15 protein-coding genes and 1 pseudogene are annotated in these 18,240 nt (G+C 64.9%); 6 read left to right on the top strand and 10 right to left on the bottom strand.

All coding sequences use genetic code 11. From position 1 onward, the window contains the following. Positions 1 to 18: 18 nt before the first annotated feature. The gene (locus PMI12_RS20095; protein ID WP_007836108.1) at positions 19 to 546 is read right to left on the bottom strand and encodes a nucleoside deaminase; all 528 of its coding nucleotides are present in this window, start codon (positions 544 to 546) and stop codon (positions 19 to 21) included. Further along, the gene (locus PMI12_RS20090; protein ID WP_007836107.1) at positions 543 to 1,568 is read right to left on the bottom strand and encodes an ABC transporter substrate-binding protein; all 1,026 of its coding nucleotides are present in this window, start codon (positions 1,566 to 1,568) and stop codon (positions 543 to 545) included. Before PMI12_RS20090 ends, PMI12_RS20095 begins: the two co-directional genes overlap by 4 nt. Positions 1,569 to 1,902: 334 nt before the next feature. Here PMI12_RS20090 and PMI12_RS20085 point away from each other — a divergent pair, with 334 nt between their 5' ends. Beyond that, positions 1,903 to 2,985, top strand: a complete 1,083-nt coding sequence (locus tag PMI12_RS20085; RefSeq protein ID WP_007836105.1) for an aromatic ring-hydroxylating dioxygenase subunit alpha — start codon at positions 1,903 to 1,905, stop codon at positions 2,983 to 2,985. A 12-nt stretch (positions 2,986 to 2,997) separates the two neighbouring features. Here PMI12_RS20085 and PMI12_RS20080 read toward each other — a convergent pair whose 3' ends face one another. Continuing rightward, a complete protein-coding gene (locus PMI12_RS20080) occupies positions 2,998 to 4,299 on the bottom strand; it encodes a D-amino acid dehydrogenase (protein WP_007836104.1) in 1,302 nt (433 codons plus the stop codon). 128 nt (positions 4,300 to 4,427) lie between these two features. On the opposite strand from PMI12_RS20080, the gene PMI12_RS20075 reads away from it, so the two are divergent. From PMI12_RS20075 to PMI12_RS20060, 4 genes are all read left to right on the top strand, one after another. Further along, positions 4,428 to 4,895: a winged helix-turn-helix transcriptional regulator gene (locus PMI12_RS20075; protein ID WP_007836101.1), complete on the top strand. Its 468-nt coding sequence runs from the start codon at positions 4,428 to 4,430 to the stop codon at positions 4,893 to 4,895. Between the two features lie 25 nt (positions 4,896 to 4,920). Continuing rightward, complete coding sequence (locus tag PMI12_RS20070) at positions 4,921 to 5,322, top strand: OsmC family protein (protein ID WP_007836099.1); 402 nt, start codon at positions 4,921 to 4,923, stop codon at positions 5,320 to 5,322. Between the two features lie 93 nt (positions 5,323 to 5,415). Continuing rightward, the gene (gene lpxO, locus PMI12_RS20065) at positions 5,416 to 6,312 is read left to right on the top strand and encodes a lipid A hydroxylase LpxO (RefSeq protein WP_007836098.1); all 897 of its coding nucleotides are present in this window, start codon (positions 5,416 to 5,418) and stop codon (positions 6,310 to 6,312) included. A gap of 107 nt (positions 6,313 to 6,419) precedes the next feature. Beyond that, positions 6,420 to 6,641, top strand: a complete 222-nt coding sequence (locus tag PMI12_RS20060; protein WP_007836097.1) for an oxidoreductase-like domain-containing protein — start codon at positions 6,420 to 6,422, stop codon at positions 6,639 to 6,641. A 101-nt stretch (positions 6,642 to 6,742) separates the two neighbouring features. Here the strand turns inward: PMI12_RS20060 and PMI12_RS20055 are convergent, their stop codons facing one another. The 5 genes from PMI12_RS20055 to PMI12_RS20035 form a co-directional block, all read right to left on the bottom strand. Continuing rightward, complete coding sequence (locus PMI12_RS20055; RefSeq protein ID WP_007836096.1) at positions 6,743 to 7,123, bottom strand: cupin domain-containing protein; 381 nt, start codon at positions 7,121 to 7,123, stop codon at positions 6,743 to 6,745. Between the two features lie 127 nt (positions 7,124 to 7,250). Further along, a complete protein-coding gene (locus PMI12_RS20050; protein WP_007836095.1) occupies positions 7,251 to 8,618 on the bottom strand; it encodes an HlyD family type I secretion periplasmic adaptor subunit in 1,368 nt (455 codons plus the stop codon). A gap of 44 nt (positions 8,619 to 8,662) precedes the next feature. Further along, positions 8,663 to 10,387 carry a type I secretion system permease/ATPase gene (locus PMI12_RS20045; RefSeq protein ID WP_007836094.1) on the bottom strand — a complete coding sequence of 575 codons (1,725 nt, stop codon included), beginning with the start codon at positions 10,385 to 10,387 and terminating at the stop codon, positions 8,663 to 8,665. Beyond that, positions 10,384 to 12,177 carry a type I secretion system permease/ATPase gene (locus PMI12_RS20040; protein WP_007836093.1) on the bottom strand — a complete coding sequence of 598 codons (1,794 nt, stop codon included), beginning with the start codon at positions 12,175 to 12,177 and terminating at the stop codon, positions 10,384 to 10,386. The genes PMI12_RS20045 and PMI12_RS20040 overlap by 4 nt, the downstream gene beginning before the upstream one ends. A gap of 90 nt (positions 12,178 to 12,267) precedes the next feature. Then, positions 12,268 to 15,948 carry a beta strand repeat-containing protein gene (locus PMI12_RS20035; protein ID WP_007836092.1) on the bottom strand — a complete coding sequence of 1,227 codons (3,681 nt, stop codon included), beginning with the start codon at positions 15,946 to 15,948 and terminating at the stop codon, positions 12,268 to 12,270. Positions 15,949 to 16,540: 592 nt separating this feature from the next. Here PMI12_RS20035 and PMI12_RS28895 point away from each other — a divergent pair. Next, positions 16,541 to 17,077 carry a response regulator transcription factor gene (locus PMI12_RS28895; protein ID WP_157632248.1) on the top strand — a complete coding sequence of 179 codons (537 nt, stop codon included), beginning with the start codon at positions 16,541 to 16,543 and terminating at the stop codon, positions 17,075 to 17,077. 11 nt (positions 17,078 to 17,088) lie between these two features. On the opposite strand, the gene PMI12_RS20025 is transcribed toward PMI12_RS28895, so the two are convergent. Both PMI12_RS20025 and PMI12_RS20020 read right to left on the bottom strand, forming a co-directional pair. Continuing rightward, positions 17,089 to 17,859 carry an ABC transporter permease gene (locus PMI12_RS20025; RefSeq protein ID WP_007836088.1) on the bottom strand — a complete coding sequence of 257 codons (771 nt, stop codon included), beginning with the start codon at positions 17,857 to 17,859 and terminating at the stop codon, positions 17,089 to 17,091. 10 nt (positions 17,860 to 17,869) lie between these two features. Then, positions 17,870 to 18,240: pseudogene (locus PMI12_RS20020) on the bottom strand (ABC transporter ATP-binding protein); the annotation flags it as partial.

Below are 18,240 nucleotides of genomic sequence, written 5' to 3'. Positions count from 1 at the left end.
GAAGCCTGGGGGCGAGCCCTACTTCCAGGCGCCGTCGTGCGCGGCACTCGCTTCGTCGACGAGTGCCGGCCCGATGCATTCGATCGGGTGTGGCGAGGCGCGGAACACATCGCGGCACGACAGCTCGGCATCGCGCTGGTCCTGCCGCTCGCCGCGGAACACGCGCAGGCGCTCGGCATCGATGCCGAACACCACGCGGCCGATGTTCGACCAGAAGATCGCGCCGGCGCACATCACACAGGGTTCGCCCGAGGCATAGAGCGTGGCGCCCGCGAGTTCCTCGCGCGGGAGCTTGCGCTCGGCCAGCGCGCGCAGCGCATTGATTTCTGCATGCGCCGTGCAGTCGCCGGTCTCGGCATTGCTGTTGCCGGCTTCGGCCAGCACTTCGCCGGCGGCCGAGACGATGACGCAGCCGAAGGGGCGGTTGCCCCGGCGGCGCGCCGCGTGCGACCAGACGATGGCCTTGCGCAGATAGCGGCCGTCGCGTTCATCGAGTGCTGTTTCGGCGGGATAGATGACGGTGTGGGTGTCGCTGTGGAAATTCATGCTTTGGGAAGGGAGCGTTCGATGCGCAATGGAAGCATCGAAGTATTGAAGATGGCGTCGGACGCGGGCTTGATCTTGAGGCCGAAGACATCGGCCACTTCGTCGACCTGCTGTTCGAGCAAGAGCTTCCGGATGTCGCCGAGGCCATGATCGCGCGTGTCGGCCGCACCCACGTACTGCGCGGTGATGCCCCAGCGCTCGAGTTCGATTTTCTCATCGAGGATGGGCTCGCGCTGGCGCATGGCCGCGATGCTCGGCGCCGGATTGGAAAAAGTCTCGACGATGGCGCGGTTGCTCGCGCGCAGGAAGGCCGCGACCACCTTCGGGTTCTGCGCGATGAGATTGCTGCCTGCAAGGATCGCGTTGCCGTACAGGTTGACGCCAGCGTCGGCGTACTTGAGCACCGACAGTTCCTCGGGCTTCATGCGCGCGAACAGCGACACGGCCGAGTCGTGGAAGTAGGTGGCGGCATCGACGTCGCCACGCACCATCACGTTGTCGCGCGCGCTGAAGTCGGTGGTCTGCCACTGGAAGGCGTCGGCGCGCATACCCTGCTTGCGCGCGACCAGGGGCCATGCACGGCGGGTCGATTCGACGGCGGCGGCCGCCACCTTCTTGCCCGCGAGGCTCTTGAAATCGCCGGTCACGCCGCGGTCCTTGCGGCCGATGATCGCGAACGGTGCGCGGTTGTAGTACTGGTACACGGCCTGCACCATCGGCGTGCCGGGGTTCTGCGCATTGAACTCGACCAGCGAACTGATGTCGCCCAGGCCGAGCTGGTAGACGCCGCTGGCGATGCGGGTGATGGAGGCCACCGAGCCGGCGCCGGTGTCGATGCTCACGTCGAGCCCCTCGTCCCTGTAGTAGCCCTTGGTCTGCGCGAGGAAGAAGGGCGCGGTCTGGCCGTTGATGCGGAAGTCGAGCGTGAACTTGAGCGGGGTGAGCCTGGCGCCGCCCTGCGCGAAGACGGCGGGAGCGGCAAGGGTGGCGGCGCTGGCCGCGAGGAAGGATCGGCGTTGCATGTGGGGCCTCGGAAGCTTCGGTTCTTGAATCCCTCCGCAAAAATGCGGCAGGCGTTTCAAGAGCAATTTCCGGGCGGGCGCACGTTCGTGGTGCGTGCGCTGCTGAACGCTTCTACTCTTGCGGTGGGTCATGCACGACGCATGCCAAGGGATTTTGCTCGGGCATTGCAAGGGAAAACGTGCGCCGACCAGGAAGCCGCGCCACAATCCGGGCGCGCAATTTGCAAGGCAGGTTGCGCAGAGTAGAAGCGTTCAGCCACGCGACGGTTCCCGTCGATGGTGGGAAATTGCTCTTTCAGTTCGTCCCCCACACGACCACCGAAGGAGTCCGCGCATGCTCGTCACCCAACAACCCGTCTTCCGCAAGTTCTGGCATGCCGTCATGCCGCTCACCGAACTGGCCGGCGGCCCGAAGCCTTTCAGGCTGCTGGGCGAAGACATCGTTCTCTTCATCGACGCCGACGGCCAGCCCGCGGCGCTGCGGGACCGCTGCTGCCACCGCACCGCGAAGCTCTCGAAGGGCTGGTGCGTGGACGGAGAGGGCCGGACCTGCGGCACCGGCGCCATCCAGTGCGGCTACCACGGCTGGACCTACGACCGCAGCGGCCAGGTCATCCGCATTCCGCAGTACGAGCCCGACCGCAAGATCTCGCCCGAGTACCGCACCACGGCCTACCGCTGCACGGCGCGCTATGGCTATGCGTGGGTGGCGCTCGAGGAGCCCATTGCCGACATCCCGGCCATTGCGGAGTTCGACGACCCGGGCTACCGCACGATCTTCCAGTTCTACGAAGAGTGGCAGACCAGCCCGATGCGCGCGCTGGAGAATTCCTTCGACAACTCGCACTTCAGCTTCGTGCACCGTGCCACCTTCGGCGTGGCCGCGAGCCCGAAGCCGAGCAAGTACGAACTGGTGGAGAACGAGTCGGGCTTCTACGCGGAGACGGTCATCGATGCGGCCAACCCGGTGAAGTTCCATGCGATCAGCGGCGTGACCGATCCGATCACCACGCGCCACATGCGCAACGCGTATTACCTGCCGTTCTCGCGCCGGCTCGACATCGAGTACCCGAGCGGCGTGCGCCACATCATCATCAACTGCTTCACGCCCATTGACGACGGCCGCATGCAGCTGTGCCAATGGCTGTTCCGCAACGACACAGAGTCTGACTGCACGGCGCAGATGCTGATCGACTTCGACGACGCGGTGACGCGCGAGGACAAGGACATCCTCGAATCGACCGACCCCGATGCGCTGGTCGATACGCGGCGGCGCGGCGTGGAGTATTCGATGGAATCGGATCGGCCCGGCATGCTGATTCGCAAGCACCTGATGCAGCTGCTGGCGAAGCATGGCGAGGCGGAGGTTTATCGCGGCATGAGCAGTGCCGTGATTCCGATTGCAAAGGCCGCCTGAGCGGCCTCCGCATCAAGCCGGGGCAGTCGCCGGGTTCGGGCGCGTTGCGTGCGACGAGCCCTGTTCGTAGCGGTCCATCGCAAGGCCATCGGTGCGGATCTCCGGGCGCTGGCCCATCACCATGTCGGAGATCAGCTTGCCCGAGCCGCAGGCCATGGTCCAGCCCAGCGTGCCGTGGCCGGTGTTGAGGAACAGGTTGGCATAGCGCGTGCCGCCGACGATGGGCGTGCTGTCGGGCGTCATCGGGCGCAGGCCGGTCCAGAAGCTGGCGCGGGGCACGTCGCCGCCGGGGAACAGGTCGGTCACCACCTTCTCGAGCGTGGCGCGGCGTGCAGGGTTCAGGCGCAGGTCGAAGCCGCCGAGCTCGGCCATGCCGCCCACGCGGATGCGGTTGTCAAAACGCGTGACGGCCACCTTGTAGGTCTCGTCGAGCACCGTCGATTGCGGCGCGAGCGATTCGTCGAGCAGCGGCACGGTCAGCGAATAGCCCTTGACCGGGTACACCGGGATGTCGAGGCCCAGCGAGGCGATGGCGGCGCGCGAGTAGCTGCCGAAGGCCATCACGTAGCGGTCGGCCGTGAGGATCTTGCCGGCGGTGGTGCGCACGCCGGTGATGCGGCCGCCGTCGGTTTCCAGCGCGTCGATGGTCTGGCCGAAGCGGAAGTCGACGCCCAGGCCGCGGGCGATCTCGGCGAGGCCGCGCGTGAACAGGTGGCAGTCGCCGGTTTCGTCGTTGGGCAGGCGCAGGCCACCCGTGAGGCGGTCGCGCGCGCCGGCCAATGCGGGCTCGACGCGGGCGAGGGCGTCGCGGTCGAGCAGTTCGTAGGGCACGCCGCATTCCTCGAGCACCGCGATGTCGCGCTGCACCGCGTCGAGCTGGGCCTGCGTACGGAACAGCTGCAGCGTGCCGCCGGTGCGCTGCTCGTACTGCAGGCCGGTGTCGGCGCGCAATTGCTGCAGGCAGCCGCGGCTGTATTCGGCCACGCGCATCATGCGTTCCTTGTTCACGGCATAGGCCTCGGGCGAGCAGTTGCGCAGCATCGCGGCCATCCAGCGCAGCTGGAACAGCGTGCCGTCGGGGCGGATCGACAGCGGCGCGTGTTTCTTGAACATCCACTTGATCGCCTTCAGCGGAATGCCCGGCGCGGCCCACGGCGTGGAGTAGCCCGGCGACACCTGGCCGGCGTTGCCGAAGCTGGTTTCCTCGGCGGGGCCGGCCTGCCGGTCGAGCAGGGTGACCTCGGCGCCCGAGCGCGCGAGGTAGTAGGCCGTGGTGGTGCCGATCACGCCGCCGCCGAGAACGATGACTTTCATGGTGTATTCGCCGATTCAGATGGAATGAGTGGAATCTAAAGTGCACAATGCAGTGGATTCCATCGTTTTCAGTGAATTGGCAGCGAAATTCACTGAGACTCATCGTCCAACGCCGCGCCAGAAGTGAAATGCCCGAACTCGACCGAATCGACCGCCGCATCCTCGACCTTTTGCAGCGCCAGGGCCGCGTTTCCATGACCGAGTTGGCCGAGCACATCGGCCTGTCGGCCTCGCCCTGCGCCGAGCGCGTGAAGCGCATGGAGCGCGACGGCGTCATCACCGGCTACCACGCGCACGTGTCGCCCGAGGCACTGGGCAAGACGCTGCTGGTGTTCGTCGAGATCAAGCTCTCCGCCAAGTCGGGCGACGTGTTCGACAAGGTGCGCAAGGAGCTGCTGCACATGCCCGAGGTGCTCGAATGCCATCTGGTGTCGGGCAGCTTCGACTACCTCGTGAAGGCGCGCCTGAGCGGCATGAGCGAGTACCGGCACCTGCTGGGCGACATCCTGAAGAAGCTGCCGGTGGCGGCCGAGTCGCACAGCTACGTGGTGATGGAAGAAATCAAGGAAACGCTGATGCTGGCGGTCGACCGCTGAGCACACACCTCATTCAAGGACAGGCATGACCATTTCGATTCGCCGCGACGGCACCACCGGCACGCGCCACATCCTCAAGATCCGCAACCACGAGATTCCGGTCGACGCCTCGCCCGCGGGCGGCGGCAGCGACGCGGGCCCCGAGCCGCATGACCTGTACGACGCTTCGCTCGCCGCATGCAAGGCGCTCACGGTGCTGATCTACGCGCGCCGCAAGGGCATCCCGGTGGAAGACATCGAGGTCGTGGTCGACCGCGACGCCAGCGAGGAGCGCAAGGGCGTCTACCGCCTCAAGTCGGGCCTGCGCCTGAGCGGCGACCTGAGCGAAGCGCAGCGCGACGAACTGCTGCGCGTGGCGGGCAAGTGCCCGGTGCACAAGCTCATGACCGAGGTGAAGACCGAGATCGAGACCGGCTGGGCGGACTGAGCGCCAGGTGCCGCACGGCCAAAAGGCGTGGTCAGGTCCGTTTTGGGGCAAGGATTTACACTAGCCGGTGCCGTTTACAGGACACTTTCAACAATGAAGTGGGTCATTCTCGCCATCTTCGCGCTCAGTGCGCTCTACGTTCATTTCCGCGGCCAGGTGCGGCATCGCTTCTTCAGGCAGCTCTCCGACCACTCGACCTTCCTCGCTCCGCTGAACGTCTTCATGTACCTTTTCTCGAAGGTGCCGGGTACACCGTACCTGTCGCCCGCGCAGTTCCCCGAGATGCGCGTGCTCGAAGAGAACTGGGAGGTCATCCGCGAGGAAGCGCTGGCCATGCGCAATGGCGGCAGCATCAAGGCATCGAGCCAGTTCAACGACGTGGGCTTCAACTCCTTCTTCAAGAGCGGCTGGAAGCGCTTCTACCTGAAGTGGTACGACGAGGCGCATCCCTCGGCCGCCGTGCTGTGCCCGCGCACCACCGAACTGCTGAAGGGCATCGGCACCATCAAGGCCGCCATGTTCGCCGAACTGCCCCCGGGCAGCCGCCTGGTGCGCCACCGCGATCCCTTCGCCGGTTCGCTGCGCTACCACCTGGGCCTGTGGACGCCGGGCGTCGAAGGCTGCTACATCGACGTGGACGGCCAGCGCTACCACTGGCGCGACGGCGAGGCCGTGGTGTTCGACGAGACCTTCATCCACTACGCCGAGAACACCACCGACCACGACCGCGTGATCCTGTTCTGCGACATCGAGCGCCCGCTGAAATACCGCTGGGCCAGCGCCGTGAACCGCTGGTTCGCCAAGAACCTGCTGGCCGCCGCGAGTTCGCCCAACGACGTGGGCGACAAGACCGGCGGCATCAACCGCGCGTTCAAGTACATCTACCAGATCCGCGTGATCGGCAAGCGCCTGAAGGCGTGGGACAAGCGGGCGTACTACCTCGTGAAGTGGGCCATCTTCGGCGGCCTGGCGCTCTGGATCTTCTGGTAGGGCCACCAGGGCCGGCCTCTCGCGGCCTTTGCTGAACGCCAAGGGGGTGAAGGATTGGCCTTCCCCTCGGCTCGAATCGAACCCCGACGCATGAAGATCTGCCGCCCGTGAACGCCATCGACCGGCTGCCCGAACCCACGAACCTCGCAGGCGCGCAAGCGCTCATCGCGCGCGTGCAGGCATTGCTCGATGCTGCGGGGCTTGCGATGCGTGCGCCGCCGTCCGAGCCCACCACCTGCTGCGGTCGCGGCTGCAACGGCTGTGTATGGGAGGGCTGGCTTGCCGCCGTGGCCTACTGGCGCGACGAGGCCTCGCTGATGCTCGGTTGAAGGCTCGGACATGGCGCCCCTGGCCGCGGCAAGGAGCGCTCGCGATCGCATCCCCGTTCGATCATCCCGAAGATTTCTGCCCCTGAGGCCTCCGCCCTGGGTCAGCTCTTGGGCTTTGCGTATTCCTCTGCGCTCATCACCTCGAGGCCGACGAACGAGTCGTTGCCTTCGACCCACGCGTCGTGACCCGGCGGGATGGTGTACGACATGCCTTCCTTGATGACGGCCTGCGAGCCGTCATTCATTTGCACGGTGATTCGGCCGGAAACCGCATACCCGACGTGAGCCACCTGGCAACTGTCCGTGCCCACGACCGGCTTGATGCACTTCGACCAGCGCCACCCGGGCTCGAACTTGAAGCGTCCGAGCGTGTACCCCTCGAGACGGACCACTTCGACCCGGGTCTTTTCAGGCTCCCGAACCTCGTCCGGTTCGTCATGGGATTTCGTCTGAAGCTTGTTGACATTCATTGGACTTGCCATCGCTACTCTCCTTGCACGAAGTGAGCAACTGGTTCGCGGCAGCCTCGTGCCAAGCCGCACGTGAACGATTGAATAGTAGTCCTGGGCCACCCGTGCGGTGACCTGGAAGCAGTGTTTTCTTTACCGATCATTCTTCCTTCATGGAGGCTGCGATGCGCTTGGTGAGCGGATGCAGGAGGTAGACGAGCAGCGAGCGTTCCCCCGTCTTGAAGACCACCTCGACCGGCATGCCCGGCTGCAGCGAGCGTTTGCCCAGCTTACTCTGGCCCTCCTGCGTCACTGCCACCCGCGCGAGGAAATAGCTCGTGTTGGTCTGGGCGTCCGTCAAGAGATCGCCGGATACCGAAACCAGCTTGCCCTGCACCACGAGCTGCGGAGAATGGGCAAACGTCGAGAAACGCACGTCCACCGGCATGCCGGCGTGGACGCGGTCGATCAGATGGGGTGGCACTCTCGTTTCAAGCAGCAAGGGCTCATTGGCAGGCACCACATCCATCAGCTTTTGCCCCGGCGCGATCACGCCACCCACGGTCTGCGCCACCAGCGCCACCACCTGGCCCGAAGCGGGCGAACGGATCTCGGTGCGGCCCAGTTCGTCCCGCAAGGCAAGAAACTTCTCGAAGTCTCCAAGCACCTCGCGGCTGACTTCCGCCTGCTGCGTCTCCACTTCCTTGTGATATTCCTGCTGCCTGGCAATGGCGCGCTGGCGAAGCTCCGCGACCGACCGCCGGGCCCGGCCCATGTTGCCGATGAGTTCGGCAATGAAGGTGCTCGATTCCGCTGCCTGGCGTTCCATCTCCAGCTGGCGAGTGCGCGGGACATAGCCTTCGGCAACCATCTTGCGTGTCTGGGTCAGTTCCTCGTCGAGAAGCGAAAGCTGGGTTCGGCGGCTGCTCAACATGCTTGCGTAGGCTTGGGACAAAGCTTGCTGGCCCTGGATGTTCTCTTCGATCGATTGCAGGTCGGCGCGCAAGGCGGCGCGGCGCGACCTGAGCAGTTGCTCCTGGTTGAACATCTGTTGCCGGATCAGCGGGTCCGCCGCAGCCGCCTGCAAGTCCGGATGGAATTCGATGGTGTCCTGTCCCCCCTGCTCGGCCAGCAGGCGGCCTTGTATGGCGCGAAACCCCAGGTAGCGCTGCCGCACCGTTTCGAAGCTCGCCCTGGCCGCGGCGTCATCGAGCTTGAACAGCAACTGTCCTTCCTGGACTTGATCGCCTTCGCCGACCCGCACCTCCTTGAGGATGCCTCCGACCTGGTGCTGGACCGCCTTGCGCTTCGTGTCGATGGCGACCTGCCCCTGGCTCGGCACGCCCTCGTCCAGCGGAGCAAATGCGGCCCACAGCAGAAACCCGCCGAATCCTGCGACCAAGGCCCATGCGCCGATTCGCCCTGCGCGTCCAAACTCGTTTCCGAGTCCATTGGCATCCTGCGATCGATCGTCCTCGATCGGCGCGGGGACGGAACTCACGTCTCTGAGAAGGTTCGGTTTGGCCATTTGGGACTCCCTGCGAGATGAATCGAGGACAGGACGGCGCCGGATCAGGCCGACTGCACCAAGGCCGCCGGCCGCACGTCGGTCCGAGGGCGACGAAAAGACGCGAGCACGGCATCGCGCGGTCCGTCTGCCGTCAGTTCGCCATCGCCCAGAACCAGGAGACGGTCGGCCACGGCCACCGCGCCCTGGCGGTGGGTCACCAGGAACACCGTTGTCCCCTTGGCCTTCAGCTCGCGTATGGCTCGCAGCAGCGCTGCTTCCCCAGCATCGTCCAGGTTGGCATTCGGCTCGTCCAGAACGATGAGCGATGGGTCGCCATAGAGCGCCCGGGCCAGCCCGATGCGCTGCCTCTGTCCCCCGGAAAGTAGGCGCCCTGCGTCCCCGATGGGGGTGTCGTAGCCCTTGGGAAAGCGCAGGATCGTCTCGTGCAGGCCGGCGCTGGATGCCGCCTCGATGACCTTGCGCGAGTCGACCTCGCCGAGCCGCGCAATGTTCTCGGCAATGGAGCCCCCGAACAATTCGACGTCCTGCGGCAAATAGCCAAGATGCGGGCCCAGTTCGAGACGATTCCAGCCCCGGACCGGCACGCCGTCGAGCAGCACCGCGCCACGGGATGCCGTCCAGATTCCGACCATCACCCTCACCAGCGTGGACTTGCCCGAGCCGGAAGGTCCCAGCACCGCGACCACGGTTCCCGCGGGGACCGCAAACGAAATGTTCTTCAGGATGGGGGCCGTGCGCCCTGCGGCCTCCGCAAAGACGCCTTGCAGGCTGATCTCGCCGGTGGGCGCGGCTCGGGAAGGGGCAGGCGCCTGCTCGGGGAAGTCGGCCAGCAGTTTCTCAAGACGTTCGAGTGCGGCACAGCAGGAGACAAACCCACGCCACGCACCGAGCAGCTGGTCGATGGGCGCGAGGGCGCGGCCCATCAGCACGTTCGCCGCAATCATCGCGCCTGCCGACAACTGTCCATCGATCACCAGCAGCGCCCCCGCCCCCAGCGCGAGCGACTGTTGGCTGTAGCGTATGAATTTGCTCCAGCCGGTGACGCGATTGACAAAGCCGTGCGCGGAAGCGCTCTTGTCCATGCAGGCCGCGTGCTGGCGATTCCAACGCTCTTGCAGGTTGGCGACCATGCCCATCGATTCGAGCACCTCGATGTTTCGAAGCTTGCTCTGCAGGTCGCTCATCGTCTCGCTCGCGGCTTTCAGGGCCGCTTCCGATGGCGCGACGGTCTTCCTCTGGCCGAACCAGGCCAGTGCGGCCTGGACAAGGGCGAAACAAAGCGCCAGGACGCCGAGCCAGGGATGAAGAAAGAAGATCACCGCGATGTAGATCGGCGTCCAAGGTGCATCGAAGAGCGCAAAGATGCCCAGGCCGGTCAGGAACTGGCGGATCTGGTTCAGGTCTGCGAACGGTCTGGACGCGGTGGATGTCGACTGGCCGAGGTAGGCCTGGAAGCTCCCGTTGAACACCCGGGTGCTCAGTTGCCGGTCGAAGCGCAGGCTGGCCCGCACCAGCAGGCGCGAGCGCAGCCATTCCGACAAGGCCAGCGCACAGAAAAGGAACATGGTGATCAAGGAAACCGCGAGCAGGGTGAGTTCGCTTTGACTGGCCAGCACGCGGTCGAACAGCTGCAGCATGTAGATGGTCGGCGCGAGCATGAGCAGATTGGTCAGGAAGCTCAGCATTCCGACCAGCAGGAACTCCCTGCGGAAACCCCAGAGGGCGCGCCCCAGTTCGCTGCGGTTGAAGAGCGGAGGTTTCTTCATGGCAGTGGATTCGTCTGAAGCGCGGCGCTCGCAGCGGTTGCGGCATCGCGCGGCTTCGGTACGGGACTGTTGGCCGCCTTGCGCATCCGGTCCACCGCCTGCTCACCGGCTTGCCGCAGCGCAGCCAGGACCTCGTCGCGTGCGCCGAATGCCTGCATCGCGCCGTCGCACAGCACCAGCATCTTGTCCGCCACGGCCAGCACGCTGGAGCGGTGCGTCATGACGACGAATGTCGTGCCGCGCGCCTTGAGCTTCGAAATGACAGCCGCCAATGCGGCGTCGCCAGCGTCGTCGAGGCTCGAATTCGGTTCATCGAGCACCACCAGCGCGGGCTCGCCGTAGATCGCGCGCGCCAATGCGACCCGCTGCCGCTGCCCGCCCGACAGCATGGTCCCTTCGGGGCCGATCGGGCTGTCGTAGCCCAGCGGAAGGCCCGCGATGCAGGCGTGCAGATCGACGGCCAAAGCTGCCGCCTCGACCTTCGCAGGCCGCACCTCCCCGAAGCGCGCGATGTTCTCGGCCACCGTGCCCTCGAGCAATTCCACGTCCTGGGGCAGATAGCCGATGTGCGGGCCGAGTTCGCTCTTGTCCCATGCGAAAACGTCCGCGCCGTCCAGCCGCACCTTGCCGCTCGTCGCGGGCCAGAGGCCGACGATCAGGCGTGCCAGGGTCGTCTTCCCCGCGGCAGAAGGCCCCACGACGGCGAGCACCTCGCCGGGCACCAGGCCGAAGGCCACGTTCTTCAGAATGGCCGGACCGTTGCCCGGAGCGCCGGCAACGAGGCTTTCGACTTGAAGCGCGCCTTTGGGCGGCGGCAAGGACATCGTGTCCGGTCTTTGGGCAATGACGCCCAACAGGCTGTCCAGACGCTGCCATGCATCGCAGGCATTCACCACCGCGCGCCATTGCGTCACGAGCTGCACCAGCGGCGCCAGGGCCCGGCCGCCCAGGATCGAGCCGACGACCATCATTCCGGCGCCGCCGTTGAGCTGGTTCTTCAGCAGCAGCCAGGCACCCAGGCCGAGCAACAGGGAACCCATGGCGACCTGCAGGAACTTGCTGACGGCCTGATAGGCCCCGGCACGGTCCGAAGCGATGGCCTCGCGCTGCAGGAAGTCGCGTCGCTTGTCCATCCAGCGGCGATGGACGTCCGGCAGCATGCCCATCGACTCGATGACCTGCGAGTTTCTCAACGCGGCGTCCGCATACTGCTGCGCTTCGATCGCACTGCGATTGGCCGACACCAGCGGCGGCCGCGTGCTCCGGTCGTTGATCCACCCGACGAACACCTGCAGCAGCGAGCCCACGACGGCCGACAGGCCCAGCACCGGGCTGATGGCGAACATCAGCCCCACGAAGACCAGCGAGACCGGCGCTTCCATCAACGCCAGCAACGGCGGTGAATACAGGAACTCCCGCAAGGTCCGAAGGTCGTTGAGAGGCTGCACGGTCCCGCCCGGCAGCCGCTTGAGACCCGCTTCGAAGATGGCGCAGAACACGCGGTCCCGCATCTTCCGATCCAGTTTCTGTCCGGCCCGATACATCACCTCCGCGCGTGCCCAGTCGAGTATTTCCATCAGGCAGTAAGCGGCCAGGACCAGCAATGTCAGCATGGCCAGCGTGAGCGGGCTGCGGCTGTTCACCACTCGCCCATACACCTCCAGCATGTACCCGCTCGGCGCCAGCAGCAAAAGGCCGGAGCAAACACTGAACCAGGCCGCCCGCACGAAGTAGGCGCGGAGCGTTGTCACCGCCTGCCGCAACTCGCCAGACTTTTCCTGAGGCTTCATACCACCTCGCAGGTTCGACATCAGTACGCCCGAGCACAGGCGGGGTGAGAAGGGGGCCGCGTTTCTGCTGCCCCCTTGCGCCAGGATTCGTTATGCGATCGCTTCCGTTTGCTGGGTCGTGCCTATCAGGTTGGCCACGCCGTCGATCTCCAGGTGGACGTCGAAGTTGAAGCCCGCGAAGTCGGCATCGCCGTCGATCACCTGACCCACAAAGTTCAGGTCCACGTCCGAATTGATCGTCGTCGATGTGATCACATCGATCTTGATGATCTTGAACACGTCGTTGTCCGCCGTATCGGCATAGTTCGAGCCGGTCGCTGTCAGATTCACCGTGTTGTGGCTGCTCAGGCTGATGCCCGTGCCGGTGATGTCTTCGGTGCTGCTCAGGACCTGCACGCCCGTGATCTGGTAGTTGGCGCTGTCGTAGTCGTCCTCGCCGATGCTGACGACCTTCAAACCTCCTCCGGCCGATTGATAGTCCGCCGCAGAGTTGGCGATCAGGAGCCTGGTCGTGGAAGTGTTTGTCGACGCGTTGAACAACTTCAGCAGAACAGCCACATCCTCGCCGTCCGTGATCTGGTCGATCGTGATGTTGATCGCGTCGGCGTAGGCCGTGTCCGTACCGACGATGGCCGCTCCTGGGCGCTGCGGTGGACTCGTCAGATTGGGGTTGCTTACCGGATTCGACCTGTAGAAGTCGAAGTTCAGCAACTCGCCCGATTGGACGGTATCGGAGTTCACGCCGAGGGTGTTGGTTGCGACGTTGACGAAACCGGCGCTCTCGCTGGTGAAGGTTTCGCCCGCCAGAAAGGCGTGGTTGTTGCCTGCCAGCAGGTCACCGGAGTCGCTCGGAGGCGTGGACGCCCTGGCCGAAAGCACGCCGAAGAAGTCGTTGCTGTATTGCTGGACCACGATCTCCGGCGAGTTGTTGCCTTCCGTGTCGTAATTGAAGGATGCCAGCGGCGCACTCGTGGAGAACGTCGTTTGTCCTCCGAAGACCTGGTCCAGGTCGAAGGAGAAGGTGCCGTCCGTCTTGTTGAAGACGACCGTGCCCGTTGCCGCCTGCGTCGTCGTCGACGTCGGCCCGGGGTAGTAGTTGAAGCCGAAGTTGTAGGTGACCGTCGTGGCGTCTTCGGCGAAGTGCGAGACGGTTGCATCGGTGATGGGCCGCCCGCCGCCGGTCGTTCCGGTCAGGCTGTTCAGCACGATGCCGTCGGTCGACGCGTTGTCCACGTCGTCGGCGCCAACGGAGATGTTGTAGGTCCCCGTAATGGGCTGGGCGTCGTTCGTTCCGTTGAGGTCGGAGATGGAGGTCACCGTCGGGCCGTCGTCGTCGAACTTGATGTTGGCGCCGATATTGAGCACCTTGGAATCGGTCGCGGTATCGCCATCCCCGTCGGTGAGCGTCACGGCATTGGTCAGGGTGATCAACGTGTCGACCAGCGTGGCCTGCTGGGCCGCGTAGTTCGACGAGGCACCCGGCAGCGCGTGGTCGATTTCGGCGAACTGCTGCAGTGTCACCGAACCGGTCCCACTCACCGTGAGGTCGAAGATGGTGTTGGCCGCCGTGATGCCGGCCGCGGTGGCGGAGGTCGATCCGACGACCGTCGTGCCAACCAGGTACAGCTTGATGCTTGCGCCGTCGCTCGTGAGTCCTGAAGCTCCCCCTTGCGTTGCCACGCCGAGCGCATAGGTCGATGTGGTGCTGCCCGCCCCATCGGCGCCATAGCTGCTCGACGTCACGCCGAAGGCACTCGCGAAGTCCTGGGTGGCGGAGTCGGTGGCCGCTGCGATGGTCTGGGCGTCCTGGGTATTGAGCAGCGCCGTGTCGGTTGGCGTTGCCAGCACGATCGTCGGGCCGTCATCGTCGAACTTGATGTTCGCGCCGATGTTGAGCACCTTGGAATCGGTAGCGGTGTCGCCATCGCGATCGGTGAGCGTCACGGAATCGGTCAGGGTGACCAGATCGTCGGCCAGCGTGGCCTGCTGGGCCGCGTAGTTCGACGAAGCACCCGGCAGCGCGTGGTCGATTTCGGTGAACTGCTGCAGCGTGACCGAACCGGTTGCGCTCACGGCCAGGTCGAAGACGGTATTGGCCGCTGCGACGCCGGCCTCGGTGGCGGAAGTCGAACCGACGACCTTGCCGCCCAGCAGGTACAGGTAGATGGTCGCGCCATCGCTCTTGAGCCCGGAATCTCCGCCTTGCGTCTTCACGCCGAGCGCGAAGCTCGAGCCGGTCGTGCCCGCCCCGTCGGTTCCGAAGCTGCTCGAAGTCGTGCCGAAGGCAGTCGCGAAGTTCTGGGTGGCGGAGTCGGTGTTTGTTCCGATGGTGTCGGCGTCCTGCGTGTTGAGCAGTGCGGTGTCGGTGGGCGTCGCCAGCACGATGGACGGGCCGTCGTCCTCGAAGTTCATCATGGAGCCGACCTCTGCCGTTGCGCTGGAAACCTGCAGCAGCCGGAAACCCCCGATGTCGAAGTCGGCGTGGGTGTTGCCCGAGGCATTGAGGGCGGCCCCGTTTTCGATGAGTACGCGGTTGTGGTCCGCCGAGGTCGTGTATTCGATCGAGTAGCCGGCCTTGACGCCGGTGATCGTCGCAACGCCGTTGGTGATGCTGATGACGATGGCCGAACTCAGTGCGCCCTCGGCGCCGTTCGAGAAGGTTTCCAGAGGCGCCCCGGTGACGGAATCGAGTACGCGCACGCTCGTGATCGAAACCACCTGGTCGCCCGCATAGCCGTCGATGAAGCTGTTGCCGGACTCGACCGCCGTGCTGTACGCGGTGACCTTGACCTGGGCACTCTTTCCGCTTTGCAGCTGCACCACGTCGAAATCGGCGGTCCTGGCTCCGAACATGCCGGTGAAGTCGATGTTCGACTCCAGATCGGCCTCGTTCTGGTCCAGGTTCGGAATGGTGACGTCCGCCCTGGCGCCGGTCACGAACGTGAAGCGGATGCCTTCCTGCTCGGTGATCATCTGGCTGTTGGTGCCGAACGTGGTCGGCCCGCCGGCCTGGCTGGTGTTGATCGTGTCGCCGGTCGTGATGTTGATGTCGTCGGCGGTGCTGTTGGGGTTGGCGCCGGACTGATTTGCCGGGTCCTTTCCCGTCGCGATGATCGTCACGTCGGAAATCCGGCCGTTGACGATCGTCGGGTTGTCCTTCGTGAACATCAGGAACAGGTTCTGGCCGGATGGCGCGCCTGCGAGGTTGAAGTCCGCACTCTGGCCGACGCTGACGAAGACCTTGTTCAGCAGGTTGACCGCATCGTCTGGATTGGTCGCATCGGGGTTCGCTATCGCTTCATACTGGACCATCCACATCTTGGCGCCGGTCACCGGGGTTCCCGTCTCCTCCAGGTAGGCCGCGAACACGACGACATTGAGGGCCGTCTTCCCGTAGACGACGTTGTTGTTGGTCGGATCGGTGTACAGGAAGATGTCTTCGCCATCGGCGGTGTTGAGACCGCTGTCGAAGCCATTGAGCGGAGCGCCGTTCGCGTCCGTGAAGGAGATATCGGTGACCGCGCCGGTTACGCTGAACGTGAATGCGTTGGTGCCGGCATTGGTCCCGTCATAGCCGCTCAAAGCGGCGTTGATGGCGGTGCCGACACTCTGGGCCGCCAAGCGGCTGCTGAAGGCCGTCGGCAGCGAGCTTGCGGAGATGTCATTGTCGTTACTGTCGCCGGCAATGGCGGGAGTAGCGGCAAGGTTCTGCAAATTGGCGGATTCGTCCAGAGTGACGGTCGAGCCGGCCGTCAGATTTAACGCAGGCATAAACACTCCTCGGTTTGGAAAAAAATGCCGACAGCATTGATGCCCCGATTTACGCGCGTTCGCTGGCAATCAGTCAGGTCCATGTATCAGCAGGGAGGAATGCTGAACCGCCAGGCGGCGCGCTGTCCATAGGATAAAAGTTGTCACCCAAGGGATGACGCGCTGTGCCGGGCGTGTGCCCCTCATGCCCATAACCTTTTGATACCTTGCGAGGGCCGCGGACCTATCTGCACGATGACGTGGTCTTTATCATTACCTTCCGGATACCTCCAAAACAAGCGCCTCGGAGGAAGCCATGGAAGAAGTCCCAATGTCGCCTGCTGGGCGGGAGCCTGCGTGGAACGCAGATCCGCGGCCGTTCACGCAAGACTTCCGTCCGCTGTCGCCGTTTGCGCTACCCGCGCTGTGGACATCGAGCTGCTTTCAGCCAGCTTGCCTGGAGATTCCATCTCCAGCCCCTTGCCCTGCGGTCGAAGTCCGTGTGCCGGTTCTCGTCGCAACCTGCCCGGGCCGCGCGTCGACGTTGTCCGGGCTGGGCCTGTTGGCCTCGAGGCACTCGGCCGAGCGGATGTACCGGATCGAGCACGCGGAAATGAACGGCATCTCCGAGCTGGAAGCGCGCTGCCTGCTGCAGGCACCCCGTCTGCTGCTGGTGGACATCGCGCTGATTGCGCCGGAAAGAGTCAACAAATTGGACGACCTGCGCCGCCGCTTTCCAGCCACCGACTGGCTCCTCGGCTGGGAGGCGCCCTCAATGCCCGGGCTGGATGCAGCGATCCGAAGTCAGGCGCGCGGCTGCGTCGAGTGGGCCGCGAGCGCAGAGCAGTTCGCGCAATCGCTGGATGCCGTGCTGGCAGGCACCTTGGGCTTCCCGGGTCCGGTGTTGCAGGCGCTTTATCTGTCTGTGCTGCGATTGAAGGCAGCCGGCGGGCGGCCGGCGTCCTGTGCGATATCGCCTGCAATGAGACTGACCGCGCGAGAGAACGAGGTGCTGTCGCTGATGTACCGTGACATGACCAACAAGCAGATCGCCGAGCGGCTCGGCATCAGCGTCAACACAGTCAAGAAGCACCTTGCCCATGTGTTCGCGAAGCAGGGGCAGCACAGCCGGCGCTGGCATCTCGCCTGATCAGGCGCGGCCTACTGGTTCTGCGATCCGCGATGCGCCCAGCCTGTCGTGTGCTTCTCGATCACGCTGAACAGTTCGTACATCAGCATCGCCATCGCGCCCACCACCATCAGGCCCGCGAAGGCCAGGCCCATCTGCATGGCCGAGCCGGCGGAGATCAGCAGGTAGCCGATGCCTTCGTTGGCGGCCGTCATCTCGCTGACGGTGGTGCCGACGAAGGCCAGCGTGATGGCGACCTTCAGAGAGCCGAAGAAGTACGGCATGGAACGCGGCAGGCCGATCTTCATGAGCACGTCCCAGCGCCTGGCGCCGAGCACGCGCAGCACGTCTTCCAGCTCGGGTTCGAGCGTGGCGAGGCCGGTCGCGATGTTCACCATGATCGGGAAGAAGCTGATCAAAAAGGCCGTGAGGATCGCCGGCCCCGCGCCGATGCCGAACCACACCACGAGGATGGGCACGAAGGCTGCCTTGGGCAGCGCGTTGAAGGCCGTCATCAGCGGGTAGATGGCCGCATACGCGATGCGCGAGCTGCCGATCACGAAGCCCAGCAGCACGCCCACCACGATCGCCAGGCCGAAGCCCGCCATCGTGACCCAGAAGGTGCGCCAGGCGTGGCCCGCGATGATTTCCTTGAATTCCCAGAACTGGTTCCAGATGCGCAGCGGGCTCGGAAAGATGAAGTCCGAAACCTCGAAGCCCGCGCAGATCACCTGCCACAGCAGGATCACCGCCACGAGCAGCAGCCATGGCGACCAGCGTTCGATTTGCTTGGTGTTCTTCATGGCGCGTTCCTCAGTGCGCCGCCGCCGTGGCGCCGGCGGCATTGCCGCGGATCGCGCCGATGTGCCCGCGCAGCTCCAGCACGATGTCGGTGAACTCCTTGGTGTAGGTGAGTTCGAGCTCGCGCGGACGCGGCAGCTCGATGTCGCGCTTCACCACGAAGCGCCCCGGGCTCTTGCTCATGACGTACACCGTGTCGGCCAGGAACACCGATTCGCGCAGGTCGTGCGTCACCAGGATCACGTTGAACTGCTGCTCGGTCCACAGGTCGCGCAGGATGCACCACAGCTCTTCGCGCGTGAAGGCGTCGAGCGCGCCGAAGGGCTCGTCGAGCAGCAGCATCTTGGGCTCGTGGATGAGCGCGCGGCAAATGCTCGCGCGCT

The sequence above is a fragment of the Variovorax sp. CF313 genome (assembly GCF_000282635.1).
Classification (GTDB): domain Bacteria; phylum Pseudomonadota; class Gammaproteobacteria; order Burkholderiales; family Burkholderiaceae_C; genus Variovorax.
This window is presented reverse-complemented; position numbering and strand designations above follow the sequence as displayed.